The following is a 19,035-nucleotide window of genomic DNA, read 5'->3' on the forward strand; positions in this document are numbered from 1 at the left end:
GCGGGAGGGGTGCGACGGGATCAGTTCGGCAGCAGCCGGACCGCCTCGTCCAGTGCGGTGAGCAGCCCGGTGGCCCCGGCCGAGGTGAGCTTGGCCGGGTCGGTGAGCGCGGCGTACCCGTACACGTCCATGCCGGCGGCGCGGGCGGCCAGCACGCCGTTGCGGCTGTCCTCCAGGACCAGGCAGCGGGCCGGGTCGGCGCCCATGGTGCGGGCGGCGTGCAGGAACAGGTCGGGGGCGGGCTTGCCGACGCCGACGTCCTGGGCGGAGAACAGCAGTTCGTCGGTGAAGTGGCCGGACAGGCCGGTGAGGCGGTGCGCGGTGCGGATCCAGGAGTGGTGGGCGGAGGAGGCCACGCAGTAGCGGACGCCGTGCTCCTGGAGGTGGGTGAGCAGCTTCTCGGCGCCGGCCACCGGCCGCAGCTCGTGCTCGAAGGCGGCGAACACCCGCTCGTGGAACAGGTCGTCGAAGCCCGCCGGGAGCACCGCCCCGTACCGTTCGGCGACCACGTCGTGCACGGTGTGCGCGGCGGTGCCCATGAAGTCGCGGTAGGAGTCCTCGATCGTGGTGGGGAAGCCGAGTTCGGTCAGGTACTCGGCGAGCACCCGGTTCGAGATCGGCTCGCTGTCCACCAGCACGCCGTCGTTGTCCAGGATCAGCAGGTCGTAGCCCGTGTCGTCGCTCACGGGGCCCGAGCCTACTTGCCGCCGCCGGCCAGCTCCCGGGAGCGGTCCCGGGCGGCCTCCAGGGCGCCGAGCAGGGCGGCCCGGACGCCGTGGTTCTCCAGTTCGCGGATGGCGGCGATGGTGGTGCCGGCCGGGGAGGTGACGGCCTCGCGGAGCTTGACCGGGTGCTCGCCGGAGTCGCGGAGCATCACCGAGGCGCCGATCGCGGACTGCACGATCAGCTCGTGCGCGACCTGCCGGGGCAGGCCGAGCAGGATGCCCGCGTCGATCATCGCCTCGACCAGGAAGTAGAAGTAGGCGGGCCCGGAGCCGGAGAGCGCGGTGGCGGCGTCCTGCTGGTTCTCCGGGACGCGCAGCGCCTTGCCGACCGAGCGGAAGATCGCCTCGGCGCGGGCCAGGTGGGCCTCGGTGGCGTGCGAGCCGCCGGAGATGACGCTCATGCCCTCGTCGACCAGGACGGGGGTGTTGGGCATCACCCGGACCACGGGGGTGCCGGGGGCGAGGCGCTCCTCGAACCATGCGGTGGGGATGCCCGCGGCGGCCGAGACGACCAGCTTGTCGGCGGCCACGTGCTCGGCCAGTTCGTCCAGCAGGGCGCCCATGTCCTGCGGCTTGACCGCGAGGATCAGGGTGTCGGCGAGCTTGGCGGCCTCGGCGTTGGTGGCGGTGGTGACGCCGTAGCGGTCGGCGAGTTCGGTGGCGCGCTCGGGGCGGCGGGCGGTGACCAGCACGTCGGCGGGTGCGGTGCCGGCCCGGAGCAGTCCGGAGAGCAGGGCCTCGCCGATCTTGCCCGTCCCGAGGAAGGCGATCTTCTGCCCGGCGGTGGTGCGGTCGCTCATGGGACTCTCCGTGCGCTGCGGTTCCGGTTCCTGCCCGCCATCTTGCCCCGGGAGCGGCCCGCCCCGGCGCAGGTGTCCACCCTGCGGGCGGCCGGGCGGGCCGGGCCGGGCGGGCCGCTCCCGTAGGGGGAATCTCAGGGGCCCGGGCTCTGGATTCCGGCGCGGACCGGGGGCACCGTGGAGGCATGGGACACGGAGAGTTGTCAGGACGTGAGAACCGCCAGGTCGCCGTCGCCGCCGCGACGCTCGGACCGTGGCGGACGGCTGCGGCGGTGGGCACGGTGGTCGGCGGGGCCGCGCTCGCGGTGGACGTGGTCACCCTGCACTGGTCACTGGGCATCCTGTCCGGACCGGTGAGCCTGGGGTTGTTCTTCTTCTTCCTGGTCGGCACGGTCGGCGGGCGGCTGCGCGGCGGCGGTGACCGGCGGCTGCGCCGCTGGGCGGACGAGCACCCGTGGCAGTCGGCGCTGCCGGCCTCCGGGGCGCTGCTGGTGCTGAACACCCTGGCGCTGTGGCTGCTGGGCGACCACGGCCTGTTCGGGGCGCTGTTCACCTCGCTGCTGCCGGCCGGCGCCCTGCTGGCGGTGGCGGGCGTGGTCGGCGCGGTGAAGGCGGCCCGCAAGCGCTGACGCTCCGTCATTCCGCCCCCGGTGTCAGGCGTGCCGGGGGTGGTCGGCATACTTCCGGCCGTGCCGACGATAGACGAGCCGAGGCCGGACGAAGGCCCCGGCAGACCCGACGACCCCTTCGATGGATTGGTGCTGGACGAGGAGTTCGTCCGGTCCGCGACGAACAAGGAGGCGTCCGGGCGGGCCCGGATGCTGGCCGAGCGGTGGAAGAAGGACCCGCCGCCGGAGAGCGGGCCGTGGCGCCCGACGACGGAGGTCCGCCCCGTCACGGAGATCCGCCGCTCCCGGTGGCGCCGCCGGGCCCGCCCGGTGGCGCGCTACCCGCGGGCGCGGTGGCGGCCGGGCCTGGGCAGCGCGCTGGTGCTGCTGCTGGTGCCGGTGCTGGTGCTGATCGGGCTGGCGTCCCTCGGGGACGGCTCGACGCTCCCGCCGAAGTCCTCCGCGCTGCCCACCGTGGGTGCGGAGACCGCCCCGCCGAGCAGTGCGGCGCCCAGCGTGGACCCGGACGTGCCGACCCCGGAGCGCCCGTGGGCGGGTTCGCCCGCCGAGGCGTGGCCGAACGGCGTGGACGGCATCGGGATGCCCGACAGCATGCCCGCGACGGGCGTGTTCAGCGCGAAGCAGGTGGCCGCGAACGTGGAGGCGGTGAAGGCGTACCTGGTCGCCGGCAACCTCGACCCGCAGGTGCTGTCCGGCGGGAGCGTCCGGCCCGTCCTGGCCCTGATGGACGGGCCGGACGCCGAGGACCTGGCCGCGGCGCTGGAACACCCGAGCGCCGAGCACGACCCGACGACCTGGGTGAGCCGGTTCGACCCGGCCCGGGCGGTGCCGGTCACCGACCAGGTGAAGGTGCAGGGCCGGATCAGCTTCGAGGACGACGGCGCGCAGGGCATGCTGGTGCACACCGACGTGACCTACGTGTACGCGCTGCGCCCCGGCCCGGACGCCGGGAAGGCCACCCCGGGCACCGGTGGCACCGCGCTGCCGGCCTCCTGGGCCCAGGTGGACCGCAGCCGGGTGGTGGACCGGGAGATCGTCCGCCGGGTGCAGGACTTCCGGTTCTACGACCCGAAGCACTACAAGGTGACGCCCGGGAAGCCGAGGCTGGGCAAGGGCAGCAGCGACTTCGGCAACAACCGGTGCGACGCCTACTCCGGCTACCTGGAGCCCGAGTTCGAGTTCATGCGGGCGGCCGCGACCGGCCCGGCGCCGAGCGGCCCGGCCACCGACCCGTACGACCGGACCAAGCCGCTGCAGGACAGCGGGGAGTGCGGCACGCTGACCCGCAGCTGACGGGCGCTCAGGGGCGCCGCCGGGCCGCCTTGCGGGCCTCGCGTTCGGCGCGGGCGGCCCGGCGGCGGTGCCAGGTGGCGTTCTCCTGGTCGTAGGCGGCGCGCTGGAGGCCCTCGCCGGGGGCCTCGACCAGGCTGCGGGCGAAGTAGCTGGCCAGGGCGCCGGCGAAGCCGACCAGCCAGACTCCGGCCAGGGACTTCTCCTCGGCCATCCAGCCGGTCAGCGAGTCCTTGCCCTCGGTGAGGATCTTCCAGTTCCGCAGGCCGGCCAGGGCCGAGCAGACGCCGATGGCGAGCATCAGCAGCAGCGAGAGCGGGGCGGCCTCGGAGAGCCGGACGCCGGAGACGCCCAGCCGCAGCGCGAGCGCCCCGGCGGTGGTGGCCGCGAGGGCGCCGAGCGAGACCGCGGCGCGGCGCAGCCAGTAGCCGGTGCCGCGGTGGACCCAGGTGGTGCCGAAGTAGCGGATCGGCCGGGGGGCGGGTGCCCCGTCCGCGGTGCTGGTCGGTCCCGCCGTGCTCGTCGTCGTCACGGTCCGATTATCACCACGAGCGGGGGCCCGCCCCGGGAGCAACGCGCTCCGGAGCGGGCCCCGGGCCCGGAAGGGGTCAGCCGAGCTTGGAGACGTCCCGGACGGCGCCCTTGTCGGCGGAGGTGGCCATCGCCGCGTACGCCTTGAGCGCGGCCGAGACGTGCCGCTCGCGGGTCTTCGGGCGGTAGCCGCCCTCGGACTCCAGCTTGAGCCGGCGCTCGTGCAGTTCCTCGAAGGAGACGTCGAGGTTGATGGTGCGGGCCGGGATGTCGATGGTGATCGAGTCGCCGTCCTCGACCAGCGCGATGGCGCCGCCGGAGGCCGCCTCCGGGGAGATGTGGCCGATCGAGAGGCCGGAGGTGCCGCCGGAGAACCGGCCGTCGGTGATCAGCGCGCAGGCCTTGCCCAGGCCGCGGCCCTTGAGGAAGGAGGTCGGGTAGAGCATCTCCTGCATGCCGGGGCCGCCCTTGGGGCCCTCGTAGCGGATGACCACCACGTCGCCCTCGGTGATCTCCTTGCGGAGGATCTTGTCGACCGCCTCGTCCTGGGACTCGCAGACCACGGCCTTGCCCTGGAAGCGCCAGATCGACTCGTCCACGCCGGCGGTCTTCACCACGCAGCCGTCCTCGGCGATGTTGCCGTAGAGCACGGCGAGGCCGCCCTCGACCGAGTAGGCGTGCTCGACGCTGCGGATGCAGCCCCCGGCGGCGTCGGTGTCCAGGGTGTCCCAGCGCTCGGACTGGCTGAACGCCTCGGCGGAGCGGACGCAGCCGGGGGCCGCGTACCAGAGGTCGACGGCCTCGGCGGAGGCCGAACCGCCGCGGACGTCCCAGGTCTTCATCCACTCGGCGAGCGAGTCGGAGTGCACGGTGTGCACGTCCTCGTGCAGCAGGCCGCCGCGGTACAGCTCGCCGAGGATGGCGGGGATGCCGCCGGCCCGGTGCACGTCCTCCATGTAGTAGGCGCCGTTCGGGGCGACCTTGGACAGGCACGGCACCTTGCGGGAGATCCCGTCGATGACCCGCATGTCGAAGTCGACCCCGGCCTCCTGGGCGGCGGCCAGCAGGTGCAGGATCGTGTTGGTGGAGCCGCCCATCGCGATGTCCAGCGCCATCGCGTTCTCGAACGCGGCGCGGGTGGCGATGTTGCGCGGCAGCACCGACTCGTCGTCGCCGCCGTAGTAGCGGTTGGTGATCTCGACGACGGTGCGGCCGGCCTGCTCGTACAGGGCGCGGCGGCCGGTGTGGGTGGCCAGCAGCGAGCCGTTGCCGGGCAGCGAGAGGCCGATCGCCTCGGTCAGGCAGTTCATCGAGTTCGCGGTGAACATGCCGGAACAGGAGCCGCAGGTCGGGCAGGCGTTCTCCTCGATGATCGAGATGTCCGCGTCGGAGACGTTCTCGTTCACCGCCTGGGAGATCGCGTCGACCAGGTCGAGCTTGCGGACGGTGCCGTCGACCAGGGTGGCCTTGCCGGCCTCCATCGGGCCGCCGGAGACGAAGACCGTCGGGATGTTCAGGCGCAGCGCGGCCATCAGCATGCCGGGGGTGATCTTGTCGCAGTTGGAGATGCAGATCAGCGCGTCGGCGCAGTGCGCGTTGACCATGTACTCGACCGAGTCGGCGATCAGGTCGCGCGAGGGCAGCGAGTACAGCATGCCGTCGTGGCCCATGGCGATGCCGTCGTCGACCGCGATGGTGTTGAACTCGCGCGGGATGCCGCCCGCCTGCTTGATCGCCTCGGAGACGATCCGGCCGACCGGCTGCAGGTGGGTGTGGCCCGGGACGAACTCGGTGAAGGAGTTGGCGACCGCGATGATCGGCTTGCCGAAGTCCTCGCGGGCTACGCCCGCGGCGCGCAGAAGGGCGCGCGCGCCCGCCATGTTGCGACCCTGGGTGACCGTGTTGGACCTCAGCTGGGGCATCGTTGCCGCTCCTTCAGGAGACTTTCGGGATCCGTCGAGCCTACGCCCGCACCGGCCGCTCCCGGACCCGGTGTCCGCGATGCGGTCAGTGCGGGCGCGCCGTCGGACGCCCCGGCCGGACCGGACCACGGCTCCGGACCACGGCTTGGGACTACGGCTTGGGCAGCACGTACACGTCCAGCAGGTAGGGCTCGGTGACCTCGCCGTCCGGGAAGTCGGCGAGCAGCGCCGCCCGTTCCGCGGCCAGGACCGGGGCCCGCTGCTCCGGTTCCAGCACCGCGAAGTACGAGCGGGAGGTGAGGTCGTCGATCACCTGGTCCACCGGGACGCGCCGCTCCCAGCGCAGCCGCGCGGAGCGCACCTCCAGGCCCGAGGCCGTCAACTTCTCGGGCCTGGCGTTCACCCCTCCGTTGTGGTGGTACGTGTCCGGCAGGGCCGCCGTCAGCCGCTCCTGCTGGGCGGCCAGCCAGGGCACCTCGTAGTCCTTGACGTTCCACCACACCGCCAGTGCCCCGCCCGGGCGCAGCACCCGCACCGCCTCCGGGACCGAGCGCTCCGGCTCGGTCCAGTGGAACGCCTGGGCGTACGTCACCAGGTCCACCGAGGCGTCGTGGAACGGGAGTTCGTCGCCCACGGCCTTCACCACCGGGATCTGCGGGCTGACCTCGCGCAGCACCGCGGCCATCCCGGGGCTGGGCTCGACCGCGACCACCCGGGCGCCGCGCCCGGCCAGCAGCCGGGTGGCGATGCCGGTGCCCGCGCCGACGTCCAGCACGTCGGCGCCGGCCAGCGGGCGGCCGGCCAGCCGCTCCAGCTCGTCGAACAGCTCGTCCGGGTAGGACGGCCGGGCGGCCTGGTACTGCGCGGCCACCGGGCCGAAGGAGTTGGCGTGCGCCTTGGCGTCGTACACGAGTGGGTTCCCCTGTTCGGTCACGGTGTCCTCCTCAGGCCCAGCTGCGCGAGCAGAGCACCAGGTGGTAGCCGTCCGGGTCGCGCACGGTGACGCCGTGCTCGTCCCAGTACGGGTTGTGCGCGGCGACCCGGGTACCGCCGGCCTCGACCAGCCGCGCCACCAGCGCCTCGTCCACCGGGCCGCCGAGGTAGAGCACGAACAGGTCGTCGGCGGTCGGGGTGGGCTCCAGCGGGCGCTCCGGGTCGAGCGTCAGCTCGAAGTGCCAGCCGCCGCCCGGGAAGCCGACCATCACCAGGTCGTGCTCGCCGGGCACCCGCTCGGTGGTGCGCCACAGCACCGACAGGCCCAGGCCCTCGGTCCAGAAGCGTTCGGCGGCGGCCAGGTCCCGGGAGGGGCGGGCGTGCCGGACGTGGGTGGCGGGGCCGATCACGCGAGTTCCGCCTGCCACACCGGGCTGTCCACGTAGTGGTTGTCGTAGCGCTCCGCCGAGGCGCGGATCTCCGCCGGGTCGGCCTCGCCGCGCGTCACCCGGCCCAGCAGGCGCAGGTAGTCGAAGCGGCCCAGGCCCGGGGTGAAGGTGAACAGCACGTCCGCGGTGCGGCCCTTCGCGGCGGCGAAGGCGTGCGGGGTGCGCGGCGGCACCGCCAGGAAGTCGCCCTGCTCCAGCAGCACCACCCGGTCGTCGACCAGCACCCGCAGGGCGCCGTCCAGCACGAAGAACAGTTCGGTGGCGCGGGTGTGGAAGTGCGCGGGGGCGCCGACCGCGCCCTCGGCGAAGCTGGAGCGGTAGGTGGTGTGCTCGGCGTTCTCGCCCAGCAGCGCGATCACGCTGCTCGGGTCCGCGCAGGTCTCGGCCTCGTGGGCGCGCACCGGTTCGACCGGGGTTCCGTTGATCATGTGGCCGACCCTAGGCCGAACTCCCCCGCCGCGCACACGCTTTGTGAACAGAGGGCCCGTCAGCTCCCGGGCCGCGCGGTGGCCAGGTGCAGCCGGGTGAAGGCCAGCGCCTCGGCCAGGTCGGCCTCCCGCTCGGCGGGGCCGCCGGACTTGCGGGTGTTGACCTCCAGCACCACGTGCCCGTCGAAGCCGGTGCGGGCCAGCCGCTCCAGCAGTTCCGCGCACGGCTGCTTGCCGCGCCCCGGGATCAGGTGCTCGTCCTTGCCCGAGCCCGAGCCGTCCGCCAGGTGCACGTGCGCCAGCCGGTCGCCCATCCGGTCGACCAGTCCGAGCGCGTCGGTGCGGGAGGTCGCCGCGTGCGACAGGTCGACGGTGAAGTGCCGGTACGCCTCGTCCGTGACGTCCCAGCCCGGCGCGTACGCCAGCACCTCGCGGTCCCGGTAGCGCCACGGGTACATGTTCTCCACCGCGAACCGGACGTCGGTCTCCCCGGCCATCCGGTCCACCCCGGTCACGAAGTCCCGCGCGTACTGCCGCTGCCAGCGGAACGGCGGGTGCACCACCACGGTGTCCGCGCCGAGCCGCTCGGCCGCCCGCCGGGCCCGCACCAGCTTGGTCCACGGGTCGGTGGTCCACACCCGCTGGGTGATCAGCAGGCAGGGCGCGTGCACCGCCAGGATCGGCACCGCGTACCGGTCGGAGAGCCGGCGCAGCGCCTCCACGTCCTGGCTCACCGGGTCGTTCCAGACCATCACCTCGACGCCGTCGTACCCCAGCCGGGCGGCCAGCTCGAACGCCGTTTCGGTGGTCGACGGGTACACCGACGCGGTCGACAGCGCGACCTTGGTGTCCGGCACGTGCAGCGCCGGGTGCGGCGGCAGCACCAGCCGGTCCGTGGTGCGCAGCAGCGGCGCCCGCTCCAGCTTGCGCCGCGCCGCCCGGGCGGCCCGGGCCGCCTTCGACGGCAGAGGGCCGCGCCCCGTCCTCCGCCCGCCCGCTGAATCCGCCACGTCCACCAGGTTAAACGCACCGCACCGCACCGCCGGATATCCGGTGGTGCGGTGCGGGGTGCGGCGGTGCGGGCGGTCACTTCGCGGCGGCGGGCTCCAGGACGGTGAACGCCTTGGGGATGTAGCCGGGCGAGGGGACGCCGTACTCGTAGCCGGTGACGCCGTCGACCAGCAGGTCGTAGACGCCCGGGGAGACGCCCTCGGAGTCGATCCGGACCTTCAGGGTGGTGCCGTCCGGGCCGGCCGAGAGCGGGGTGATCCTGAGCGGGGTGACCCGCTCGCTGGGCATCAGGAAGTGGAAGCGGCTGCTCATGCTGAGCCCGGTGCCCTGGATGGTCACCTCGGTCTGCGTGTCCATCGGGGCCGAGTTCGGGGTCAGCGTCCGCGGGACGCCGGAGCGCTCGGTGCCCGTCCCGGCCCGGGTGCCGCCGATGGTGTAGGCCAGCGGGGTCCTGGCGGTGCCGGGGCCGAACAGCAGCACCGCGTGGCCGGTGCCCGCGCCGCTGTAGGCGCAGGTGTAGGACTCGACGCCGGAGGACACGCACTTGTAGGGGTTGGTCTGGTCGGACCAGTTCTCCCGGCCCGCCATGCCCAGCATCAGCTGGTCGTCCGGGTTGCCGGTGTCGGCGTGCAGGTCGATCTTCAGGTCCTGCCCGGCCTTCATGTCGAGCACCGCGCAGTAGACGGTGTCCGTGTCGGTGAGCGTCCCGGTCCGCTGCGGGAAGGCGTCGACGGAGACCGGGTGGGCGGCGCACTCCGGCGCCCAGCCGGCCGCGGTGGCCAGCTTCCAGATGTCCACCGTGGGCCTGGGCATCGCGCTGACCTGGCTGTACGGGGTCAGCACCACCAGGTGGCGGCCGGCGCCGGCGACCCGGCAGTCGGGGCCCCAGCCGTGGCAGAGCAGCCCGCCCGCGGCGTCCACCACGTTCACCATGGTGGCCTGGCCGCCGACGGCGTGCCGGGCCTCGACCTGGAACAGGTCGCCGGCGGCGGAGGTGAACGGGACGCAGTGCGCGTCGGTGGACGTCTCGAAGCCGACCTCGGTGGCCCGGCCACCGACCTGGCCGGACGGCTCGGCCAGGTCGCAGACCGCGGACGCGGTGGCGTCCCGGCGGGCGACCGTGAAGTCCGAGAAGTCCTGGTCGGAGAAGAGCACCGCGGTGTAGGCGCCGACCGGCGTGGTGCACACGCCCGCCGCGCCGGAGAAGATCCGGCAGGTCTCCCGGCCGGTGGCGTCGACCAGCCGCAGGCTGGAGTTCACCAGGCTGGTGCTCCCCAGCCGGTAGCCCACCAGCTCGCGGGCGGGGTGGTCGGCCGGGACGGTCAGGCAGGCCATCCGGCCCACCGCCGACACCGTGCCCGCCTGGCTCTTGCCGTTGCCGTAGGCCGAGGCGGCCCACGGGGCGCAGGTGGAGGTGTCGCCGAGCCGCTGGACCACCAGCCGGAAGTCGGCCGCCCGGTTGGAGACCATCACGACCCGGAACGGGCCGGTGCCGGACAGCCGGCACAGCTGGTCGGCGTAACTGGCCGCGCACTTCACCGCACCGGTGGCGTCCAGCACCGCGGGGGCGACGCTGGTGCCGTCCTCGGGCGTCCGGTTCATCAGGTAGACGGCCTCGCCGGCCGCGGTCGGCAGGGTCAGGCAGCGGTCCTGCCCGATCGCGCCGAAGGAGTCCACGGCCGAGCCGGAGGTCAGCTGGTCGTCCCGGACGGGGGTGCAGCCCCGGGTCTCGGTGGCCGAGCGGAGCACCACCCCGTTCGCCTGCTGGGGGATGTCCGGCCGCACCGTGTAGGTGTAGTCGCCGGCCGTCAGGTCGCAGTCCCCGGTCTTGCAGACCTCGGTGCCGTCGGCCGTGTACACGTGGCCGAACGCCACCCCGTTCGGGTAGAGCCCGCGGTAGGAGTAGTGGCCGTCGGCGGGGACCCGCAGGATCCGGCAGCGCGCGGTGTCGGCCAGCGCGACGTCCTCGCCGTAGGCCTGCGGCTGCACCACCGGGCAGCCCTGCGGCTGCGAGAGCCGGGACAGCGCCAGCTGGTAGGTGCCCTCCACGCCATCGCCGCGCTGGACGACCGCCCGGTACGGGCCGGTGCCGGTGAGCGCGCAGTCCAGGTAGGCGTTGCCGTCGGTGCGGCAGACCGCCTTGCCGGTGCCGTCGAACAGGGTCGCGTCGACGTAGCGGCCGTCGTCGGGGCGCAGCAGCCGGACCCGCTCGCCCGGGGCGAAGTCGGCGGCGTAGCAGTTGCCCGCCAGGCCGGCCGGCACGGCGCCGCTGTAGACGGTGGGGGCGCCCAGCGTGCGGTCGGCGGCGGTGACCGTCACGCAGTCGTCGCCGGAGAGCACCGCCAGGTAGGACAGCGAGATCTTGACCGGGTCCGCGCTGTGGCTGTTGATCCGCAGCGTGTAGTCACCGGCCGGGCCGCTGGTGCACCGGGCCGGGCCGCCGAACTCGTAGGTGCTCGGCGAGACGTCGCACGGCATCTGAGTGCCGTCCGGGGCGTACAGCCGGGGCGGCGTCCCGTACAGCGGGGTGACCAGCTGGACGATCACCAGGTCGTCGGCCTTCGGCAGCCGCAGCGTGAAGGAGGTGTCGGTGTTCGGGGCGATGCGGCAGGACACCACGGTGTGCGGCGCCAGCGCGGCCGGGCAGGCGCCCGAGGCGGACGGGCTCGGCGTCGGGGTCGGCGTCGTGGTGGGGGTGGGCGTCGGCGTCGGGCCCGGCGTCGGCGTCGGGGTCGGGGTCGGGGTCGGGGTCGGCGTGCTGCCGGAGTTGCCCGAGTTACCGGAGTCGCCCGAGTTGCCGATCTGGACGGCGCTGTTCCCCCCGCTGCGGCCACCGGACGGACCGGACGAACCGGTGGACCCGGTCCAGCCGGTCCACCCGGTCCAGCCGGTGCCGTCGTCGGAGCCCTCGTCCGTGCCGTCGTCGGCGCCGGTGGAGCCGGTGCCCGTGCCGTCGGTCGGGGTGGCCGTCGGCTCCGGCGTGGCGGGGGCGGTCGGGGACGGCGTGGCGGTCGCGGGCGGCAGGGCCGACGGCGACGCGCTCGCGGAGTCGGTGGCGGACGGGCTCGGCGCACCGGCCGCCGCGGTGGGCGAGGTGTCCTTCCCGGGAAGCAGGACGGCCAGCGCCACCAGGACGGCGAGCACCAGCGCCCCGGCGGTGCTCAGCACCACCGCTCTGTAGCGGCGGTCGGACGGCAGAACGGACAACGACATTCCCCCCACGAGCAAAACCCCGGCAAAACAAGCGGAGTGTAGCGATACGCGCCCGAACGAGGGGAGGGTTATTTCGTACTTGTTCGAACTGATACCCGGTCAGGCTTCGATCGCCACCCGGCCCTCGTGCCCGTCCATCGCGTCCAGCCGCCGCAGGATGATGCCCTCGCGCAGCGCCCACGGGCAGATGTCCAGCTCCTCCAGGCCGAACAGGTCCATCGCGGCGTCCGCGACCAGTGCCCCGGCCAGCAGTTGGCGGGCCCGGCCGAACGAGACGCCGGGGATCTGGGCGCGCTCGGCGGGCGTCATCGCGGCGAGCCGGGGCAGCCACGCGGAGAGGCCGGAGCGGGTGAGCCGGCGCGGGACGCGCACGCCCGCGCCCTCGGGGGCGGCGCCGGTCATCCGGGCCAGCTGCTTGAAGGTCTTGGAGGTGGCCACCGAGTGGTCCGGCGCCCCGAGCCGGGCGAAGTCGCCGACCGCGCCGGCGATCTCGGCCCGGATGTGCCGCCGCAGTTCGCGCAGGTCGCCCGGGTCGGCGATCTCGCCGGGCAGCCGGGAGGTGAGCCGGCCGGCGCCGAGCGGCAGCGAGGTGGCGACGTCGGGCTGCTCGTCGAGGCCGCAGGCGATCTCCAGCGAGCCGCCGCCGATGTCCAGGTTGAGCAGCCGGCCCGAGGACCAGCCGAACCAGCGGCGGACGGCCAGGAAGGTCAGCCGGGCCTCGTCCTGCCCGGACAGCACGGTGAGCGCGACGCCGGTCTCCTCCTCGACCCGGCGCAGCACCTCCTCGCCGTTGCTGGCCTCGCGGACCGCGGAGGTGGCGAACGGCAGCAGGTCCACGACGCCCTTGTCCTCGGCGACCCGGAGCGAGGAGGCGACCATCGAGACCAGCCGCTCGATCCCGGCCCCGCTGATCACCCCGTCGTCCTCCAGCAGCTCGGCGAGGCGCAGTTCGGCCTTGTGGGAGTAGGCGGGCAGCGGGGCCGCGCCGGGGTGGGCGTCCACCACGAGGAAGTGGACGGTGTTGGAGCCTACGTCGAGCACACCGAGTCGCATGACCGTCCAACCTAGCCCACCCCGGTGACCGCCGGGGATACGGACGGGGTCAGAGCATCCCGTCCCAGAGCTGCTCGACGATCACGGCCCACCAGTTCTCCGGGCCGCGCAGCGCGGTGCGGTCCAGCGCGGCCAGCGCCCACTGGAACTCGGCGACCGCCGGGCCGGCCTGCTCGGGCGGCAGGTCGCGCAGCCGGGGGCGGCGTTCGGCGAGCAGCGCCAGGCAGCGGAGGAAGGCGGTCAGGTCGGCGTTGCAGTAGCGGGCCTCGCAGGTGTCCGGGTCGACCGCCCGGACCCGGCCCTGCGCGGTGTCGACGGTGAGCAGCGCCCAGCCGTCGGTGCCGATCAGGCGCTGGCCGAGCAGCGCGGCCCGGGCGGCGGCGGTGGCCCGGCGGCCCCGGCCGAGCGCGGCCAGGTGCTCGGTGAGGTCGGGCAGCGGCGGGGCGGCCTGCTCGGCGATGCCGTCGGCCTCCGGCAGGTACAGGGTGAAGAAGCCGGGGGCCTCGCGCGGCAGGCCGGTGCGGCACAGCGGGCGGCCGACGGCCTCGGGCAGGTCGGCGGCGAGCACCTCGGCCTGCTCGAAGCGGCGCACCCCGTCCTCGCCGAACAGCGCGGCCAGCCGCTTGCCGAGGCCGGTCTCGTCCTCGGGCTGGGCGGGCGGCACCGCGGGCGGGAACGGCACCCGGTTGTAGGCGCTGCGGGAGCGGGCCGCCAGGGCCCGCACGGCGGCCGCCCGGTGGTCGTGGCGCGGCCCGTACGGCTGCTCGAACTCCAGCCGCACGCCCGGGAGTTGCTCGGCGACGGCCTGCTCGGAGTAGCTGCCGGGGAGCATCGACAGCCGCAGGTCGGTGCGGAGCGCGACCAGCCTCTCGGCCGGGACGCCCTGCGCGGCGAGCTGCTGCCGGGCGCGCAGCGCGGGGTGCGGGTGGCCGTGCGCGGAGCGGACGGTCAGCGACTGCGGCCGGTCCTTGTCGTCCAGGTAGCTCAGGGTGGCCCGGGTGCCCGGGCCGGTGACCGGCGGCAGCGCCGGGTTGTGGCTGCCCGCGCCGAGCCGGTCGCGGTGCAGCTGCTCCACCACCGGCACCGGGACGGACGGGTAGACCACGAGTTCGCCGGTGACCCGGTCGACCACGGCGCAGGCCGCGCCGATCTCCTCGGGGGCCCGGCGGGCGCCGGTCAGCGGGTCGGTGAGGACCGGCGCGGGCTCGGGCCAGAGCACCCAGCCGAGGTCGAACTCGTGGCACCTGACAGGCCGCGCCCCCTCCTGCGGGAGGTCGCCGTTGACCCAGCGGTGGGCGGTGGCGAGGGCCTGCTCGCGGGTGATCATCGGCTGGTGCTCCCGGTGGTGGTGCGGTGGATGGTGAGCCGGGAGCGCGGCGGCGCGGGCCGGTCGGCGGGGGCGGCCTCCTCGGCGGCCCCGTCCGTTCCGGCCTCCGGCCCGGCCGCGCCGACCAGGGCGGGCTCCCGCTCGGGGGCGTGCTCCGGGACGGCGACGGTGGCGGGCAGCGGCGCGGTCAGGTCGATCGGCCGGTCGGCGGCGTCCACCGCGATCGCCCACAGGCCGTGGTCGGCCGGGTAGAGCGGGGTGGGCGCGGCGTAGCCGGTCTGGTGGTCCAGGTAGCTGAGCACGCCCTTGTGGTTGACGGCGTTCCAGGTGTGCGAGCGGCCGAACGCGTCGACGGTGAGCAGCACCGCGCGGGTGCCGGTGCCGTGGGCGAGCAGGGCCTGGCCGAGCCTGCCGTGGGCGTCGGTGCCGTCGCCGAGGTCCAGGAAGCGGGTGCCGAGCTCCAGTTCGGCGCGGTCGCGGCCGCCGCGCTCGCCGGCCGGGCCGTCGGGCAGCCGGGGCGCGGCGCAGGTCGGGACGCCGCCGAGGGTGTCCACGGCGGACAGCGACACGTCCACGCAGTTGTTGGCGCGGCCGCTCTCGGCGGGGCCGCCGCCGTTGAGCACCTCGATCCACTCGCCGACCATCGGGTCCGGCGCGGGCACCGGGGTGCGGCGCACCGCCTCGGCCTGGTGCGCCGGGTCGACCGGGCCCAGACCGCCGGGCAGGCCGTACGGGCGGCTGTCGGCCAGGGTCCGCTCGCGCTCGCCGGTCGGCAGCGGGCCCGCGACGCCGGAGCGCCGCCCGCCCGCGATCACCAGCCAGGCCGCGGACGCCTGCCCGGGGTGCACCGGCAGGCCCTGGTCGTCCTGGCCCGCCTGGCGCCGGACGTCCGGCAGCGGCTCGTAGCCGCGCGCCGGGGTGCCGGGCGCGTGCTGGCCGATCCCGCCGCCGCCCGCGGGCGGCACCGGGACGCCCGCCACCGGCCGGCCGCCGACCGGGGTCTGGCCGACCCCGATCACCGCGGCCGAACCGCCGGACGCACCGGCCGTGCCGGGGGTGCCGACCACACCGACCGCCCCGGGGGCGCCGGCCGCACCGGCCGCGCCGCCCACCGGGCCCGCCACCGCGCCGGGCGCACCGGGAGCCCCCGGGGCGCCGGGCACCGCCGCCGCGCCGCCGGGAGCGGCGCCGACCGGCCCGCCCACCGGGCCCGCCCCGGCCACCGGGGCGCCCGGTACCGGCGTGCCCGCCGGGATGCCGCCGCCGACCGGGGCGGACCCGCCGCCGCCGACCGGGCCGAGCTGGAACGAGGAGCCGCCCGAGGAGCCCGAGCCGCCGAAGGACGAGCCGGGGTCCGCGGCGTGGTGACCGCCGCCGCCCCCGTACGAGCCGCCGCCGGTCGACCAGACGTCGCCGCCGACCACCGGCGGGGCGCTCGGCGCGGGCGGCGCCAGCACCGAGTCGACGTGCACCGACAGCGGCCCGCGGTCCGGCGCGCTGTGGCCGCCGCCCCCGCCGCCGCCGTAGGAGCCGCCACCGTCGTAGGAGCCGCCGCCGTCGTACGAACCGCCGCCGCCCCCGTACGAACCGCCGCCGGACGGGCCGTTGTACGCGGGCCCCGAGGAGCCGCCGTAGGAGACGCCGTGCGAGCCGCCGCCCTGGTAGCCGCCGCCGCGGTGCCCGCCGGTGTCGGACTGGCCGTACTGCGGGCGGTCGCCCAGCGCGCTCTGGGTCACCCCGGACACCGTGTCGGTGACGCCGGTGACGCCGTCGGTGACGCTGCCGGTCAGGTCGGTGAGCAGGCCGCCGGGGCCCTGGGCGCCGTGGCCGCCGCCCGTCCCGTTGCCGTTGCCCGTGCCGTTCGGGCCGCCGTGGCCGTGGCCGTGCTGCGGGCCGTCCTGGAACGGGCCGCCGTTCTGCTGCTGGCCGTCCAGCACGGTGACCGGCTTGCCGTCGGCGCCGAGCAGTTCCTGCGGGCGGCCGTCCGCGCCGAACTGGACCACCTGCCCGCCCGGGCCGGTGGCCCGGCCCGAGGCGTCCACGGTGACCGGCTGGCCGTCCTGGCCCGCCAGCAGGTGGCCCTTCTGGTCGGCGACCAGGCCGGAGACCTGGGTGCCGTCGGCCGCCATCATCACCGGGTGGCCGTCGTCGCCGAGTTCGGGCTTGCCGTTGAGGCCGAGCGCCAGCGTGATGCCGGTGCCGAGGATCGCGCCGCCCAGGCCGACCAGCAGCGGCTTGCCGTTCGAGCCGAGCAGCGGCTTGCCGTCCTCGCCCATCGCCACGCCGCTGACCGGGGTGCCGTCGGGGCCGACCAACTGCTGCTTGCCGTCCGGGCCCTGGGTGACGGTCAGGCCGTCGACGCCCTTGACCCGCTGCCCGTCCTCGCCGACCAGCACCGGGTTGCCGTGCCGGTCGGTGCGGATCGTGCCGTCGGCCTTGACGTCCGCGTGCAGGCCGGCGACCGAGGCCACCTCCACCGAGCGGGCCACGCCGGCCTTCGCCAGCGCCCCGGTGACCTGCCCCGAGCGGGCCGCCATCGAGGACTCGCGCTGCTCGCCGTGCAGGCCCCGCCCGTCGGCCTGGGCGATCCGCTCCAGCGCGACCAGCGGCGGCTCCTTGGCCAGCGACTTGGCGGCCTCGCCCATGTCCCGGCCGAGCTGGTCCAGCAGCTGGCCGATCTTCACCTTGGCGTGCTCGACCGCGGCCAGTTCCTCGGCCTCGGCGGCGACCTCCTTCACCGCGCCGACCACCGCGCCGACCGCGCCGGTGACCAGCCCGCCCAGTCCGGTGGCGGCCTCCTTGCCGGCCTGCGCGATGTCCGCCTTGGCCTTGGCCTCGGCCGCGTCCGCCGCCCGGATCTTCTCGGTCAGCTCGGTCAGCACCGCGATGATGTCGGCCTTGGCCTGGTCGGCCGCCCCGGCCGCCTTGTCCAGGGCCGCGGCCACCAGCGCGGCCGCCGCGGCGGCGTCGTCCAGCTGGCCGCGCCCGCCGCCGCTGAACTGCCGCCAGTGGTCGGCGAACGCCTCCACCGCGGGGCCCTTGTTCTCGCCCGCCACCCGCTGCGCGGAGGCCGCGCCGCGGGCCACCAGGGCGTCCGCCTCCGACCCGAACTCGCGCCACAGGCCCGCCGCCCGGCGCAGCCCGTCCTCGTCCGCCTGCGGCCACGCGTGGCCGGTCCGCGCCAGCGCGGGGGCGAGTTCCTCCGGCAGGTTCCTGGACACGTGCTCCCCCTTCGGGTGGTACGGCTCGGCGCGCGCAGCGGCCCGCCAGGTGGTCTGACTCCGGTTCAGGCCCGACCGGTTGCGGTCGGGTGGTTCAGCGAGGGCGCGTTGAAGTCCGCGCTGATGTCCTGGTCGGTGCGCTCGCTGCGGTCCGCCATCGTGTGCAGCCCCTGACCGATCCGGCCCAGCCGCTCCGACAGCCCCTGCAACCCGGCCAGCACGCCCTCCCGGGCCTCGCCGTACGCCGTACCGAACGGCTGTCCCGGCTGGTCCGAGCCCCACGGCGCGCCCAGCGCCGCCAACCCGCTCTCCAACTGCTTCGCCGCACTACCGAACTCGTCCGAGATCTTCTCGAACTCCCGTCCCTCGCCGTGGAGTTCCCACGACCGGATGACGACCTCGTCGCCCATCTGCACTCCCCCGTGCAAGGGCGCTCGTGCGCCCGACCTACCGGCTGGGCCATCCTAGGACCACTCCCCGGCCCCCGCCGACCGGCCGACGGCGCTTTTCACAGGCGTTTCACCTTCGCACCCGCCCGAACCGGGACGAATCCCCCCGAGTCGGACGAACCACCGGCAAAGCCGCGCCGCCGCACCCCGGACCGGCCCGTCCAGGCCCTACCCTTACCGGGTGGCACCAGCTGACAGCACCAAGCGCAAGAAGACCGAGAAGCCCGCCAAGGCCGCCAAGGCCGCCAAGGCCAAGGGCTCCGTCGTCGACCTGGCGATGCCCACCGTCCGCGAAGTCGCCCTCGACTTCCCGCGCGCCTGGGTCGAGTTCACCGACCCCGCCGACGAGGACCAGGTGTTCCGCTGCGACCTCACCTGGCTCACCTCCCGCTGGGGCTGCATCTTCGGCAAGGGCTGCCACGGCATCCAGCCCGGCCGCGGCGCCTCCGACGGCTGCTGCACCCTCGGCGCCCACTACTCCGACGAGGACGACGAGCAGCGCGTCGCCGGGCACGCCGCCCGGCTCACCCCCGACATCTGGGAGCACCACGCCGAGGGCACCGACGCCAGGGGCCGGATCCGCCGCGACGGCGGCATCACCATGTTCGACGAGGACGGCGACCGCCAGACCCGCCGGGTGAACGGCGCCTGCCTGTTCCTCAACAGCCCCGGCTTCCCCGGCGGCGCCGGCTGCGCCCTGCACGTCCTCGCCCTGCGCGAGGGCCTGGAGCCGCTGGAGACCAAGCCCGACGTCTGCTGGCAGCTCCCGGTCCGCCGCACCTACGACTGGATCGACCGCCCCGACGACACCCGCTACCTCCAGGTCTCCATCGGCGAGTACGACCGCCGCGGCTGGGGCCCCGGCGGCCACGACCTGCACTGGTGGTGCACCGGCTCCCCCGAGGCGCACAACGCCCCCGACCCGGTCTACGTCTCCTACCGCCCCGAGCTCACCGAACTCATGGGCCCCGCCGCGTACGACCAGCTGGTCGCCCTCTGCAAGGCCCACGACACCCGCCTCGCCCCGCACCCGGCGGACAACGCCTAGCGGGGG

General features: G+C 75.2%; 16 protein-coding genes. 3 read left to right on the forward strand and 13 right to left on the reverse strand.

The genetic code is table 11. From position 1 onward, the window contains the following. Positions 1-20: 20 nt before the first annotated feature. Both IH44_RS0103425 and proC read right to left on the reverse strand, forming a co-directional pair. A complete protein-coding gene (locus tag IH44_RS0103425) occupies positions 21-686 on the reverse strand; it encodes an HAD family phosphatase (protein ID WP_030457867.1) in 666 nt (221 codons plus the stop codon). A gap of 11 nt (positions 687-697) precedes the next feature. Further along, on the reverse strand, positions 698-1,525 hold the full coding sequence (gene proC, locus IH44_RS0103430; protein WP_030457868.1) for a pyrroline-5-carboxylate reductase: 828 nt from the start codon (positions 1,523-1,525) through the stop codon (positions 698-700). A gap of 185 nt (positions 1,526-1,710) precedes the next feature. Between proC and IH44_RS40530 the strand changes: the two genes are divergently transcribed. Next, positions 1,711-2,154 carry a hypothetical protein gene (locus IH44_RS40530; RefSeq protein WP_157852069.1) on the forward strand — a complete coding sequence of 148 codons (444 nt, stop codon included), beginning with the start codon at positions 1,711-1,713 and terminating at the stop codon, positions 2,152-2,154. Between the two features lie 60 nt (positions 2,155-2,214). After that, positions 2,215-3,447 carry a hypothetical protein gene (locus IH44_RS0103440; RefSeq protein WP_157852071.1) on the forward strand — a complete coding sequence of 411 codons (1,233 nt, stop codon included), beginning with the start codon at positions 2,215-2,217 and terminating at the stop codon, positions 3,445-3,447. 7 nt (positions 3,448-3,454) lie between these two features. Here the strand turns inward: IH44_RS0103440 and IH44_RS0103445 are convergent, their stop codons facing one another. The 11 genes from IH44_RS0103445 to IH44_RS42350 form a co-directional block, all read right to left on the reverse strand. Further along, positions 3,455-3,976: a hypothetical protein gene (locus IH44_RS0103445; RefSeq protein WP_030457871.1), complete on the reverse strand. Its 522-nt coding sequence runs from the start codon at positions 3,974-3,976 to the stop codon at positions 3,455-3,457. A gap of 76 nt (positions 3,977-4,052) precedes the next feature. After that, on the reverse strand, positions 4,053-5,897 hold the full coding sequence (gene ilvD / locus IH44_RS0103450; protein ID WP_030457872.1) for a dihydroxy-acid dehydratase: 1,845 nt from the start codon (positions 5,895-5,897) through the stop codon (positions 4,053-4,055). Positions 5,898-6,048: 151 nt separating this feature from the next. Continuing rightward, positions 6,049-6,831: a class I SAM-dependent methyltransferase gene (locus IH44_RS0103455; protein WP_232794800.1), complete on the reverse strand. Its 783-nt coding sequence runs from the start codon at positions 6,829-6,831 to the stop codon at positions 6,049-6,051. 10 nt (positions 6,832-6,841) lie between these two features. After that, positions 6,842-7,240: a VOC family protein gene (locus IH44_RS0103460; RefSeq protein ID WP_030457874.1), complete on the reverse strand. Its 399-nt coding sequence runs from the start codon at positions 7,238-7,240 to the stop codon at positions 6,842-6,844. Next, positions 7,237-7,707, reverse strand: coding sequence for a cupin domain-containing protein (locus tag IH44_RS0103465; RefSeq protein ID WP_030457875.1), 471 nt, complete (start codon positions 7,705-7,707; stop codon positions 7,237-7,239). Before IH44_RS0103465 ends, IH44_RS0103460 begins: the two co-directional genes overlap by 4 nt. A 59-nt stretch (positions 7,708-7,766) precedes the next feature. Continuing rightward, on the reverse strand, positions 7,767-8,594 hold the full coding sequence (locus tag IH44_RS0103470; protein WP_030457876.1) for a sugar phosphate isomerase/epimerase: 828 nt from the start codon (positions 8,592-8,594) through the stop codon (positions 7,767-7,769). Between the two features lie 199 nt (positions 8,595-8,793). Then, a complete protein-coding gene (locus IH44_RS49305; RefSeq protein ID WP_232794801.1) occupies positions 8,794-11,886 on the reverse strand; it encodes a hypothetical protein in 3,093 nt (1,030 codons plus the stop codon). Positions 11,887-12,030: 144 nt separating this feature from the next. Further along, positions 12,031-12,984: an exopolyphosphatase gene (locus tag IH44_RS0103485; protein ID WP_030457878.1), complete on the reverse strand. Its 954-nt coding sequence runs from the start codon at positions 12,982-12,984 to the stop codon at positions 12,031-12,033. Between the two features lie 49 nt (positions 12,985-13,033). Further along, positions 13,034-14,311: an SUKH-4 family immunity protein gene (locus tag IH44_RS0103490; protein ID WP_030457879.1), complete on the reverse strand. Its 1,278-nt coding sequence runs from the start codon at positions 14,309-14,311 to the stop codon at positions 13,034-13,036. Then, a complete protein-coding gene (locus tag IH44_RS49310; RefSeq protein WP_030457880.1) occupies positions 14,308-17,532 on the reverse strand; it encodes a toxin glutamine deamidase domain-containing protein in 3,225 nt (1,074 codons plus the stop codon). Before IH44_RS49310 ends, IH44_RS0103490 begins: the two co-directional genes overlap by 4 nt. A gap of 65 nt (positions 17,533-17,597) precedes the next feature. Then, entirely contained in the window at positions 17,598-17,942 is a 345-nt protein-coding gene (locus tag IH44_RS42350; protein WP_051816504.1) for a WXG100 family type VII secretion target, read from the reverse strand. Between the two features lie 220 nt (positions 17,943-18,162). Between IH44_RS42350 and IH44_RS0103505 the strand changes: the two genes are divergently transcribed. Beyond that, positions 18,163-19,029, forward strand: coding sequence for a hypothetical protein (locus IH44_RS0103505; protein WP_030457882.1), 867 nt, complete (start codon positions 18,163-18,165; stop codon positions 19,027-19,029). Positions 19,030-19,035: the final 6 nt, after the last annotated feature.

It is taken from the genome of Kitasatospora sp. NRRL B-11411, from assembly GCF_000721345.1.
GTDB classification, from domain to species: Bacteria; Actinomycetota; Actinomycetes; order Streptomycetales; family Streptomycetaceae; genus Kitasatospora; species Kitasatospora cineracea.

What these genes read in the sequence shown, in the direction of transcription:
- ilvD (WP_030457872.1), bottom strand. Translation starts at nt 5,897, where the DNA reads ATGCCCCAGCTGAGGTCCAACACGGTCACCCAGGGTCGCAACATGGCG.
- IH44_RS0103485 (WP_030457878.1), bottom strand. Translation starts at nt 12,984, where the DNA reads ATGCGACTCGGTGTGCTCGACGTAGGCTCCAACACCGTCCACTTCCTC.
- proC (WP_030457868.1), bottom strand. Translation starts at nt 1,525, where the DNA reads ATGAGCGACCGCACCACCGCCGGGCAGAAGATCGCCTTCCTCGGGACG.
- IH44_RS0103490 (WP_030457879.1), bottom strand. Translation starts at nt 14,311, where the DNA reads ATGATCACCCGCGAGCAGGCCCTCGCCACCGCCCACCGCTGGGTCAAC.
- IH44_RS40530 (WP_157852069.1), top strand. Translation starts at nt 1,711, where the DNA reads ATGGGACACGGAGAGTTGTCAGGACGTGAGAACCGCCAGGTCGCCGTC.
- IH44_RS0103465 (WP_030457875.1), bottom strand. Translation starts at nt 7,707, where the DNA reads ATGATCAACGGAACCCCGGTCGAACCGGTGCGCGCCCACGAGGCCGAG.
- IH44_RS42350 (WP_051816504.1), bottom strand. Translation starts at nt 17,942, where the DNA reads ATGGGCGACGAGGTCGTCATCCGGTCGTGGGAACTCCACGGCGAGGGA.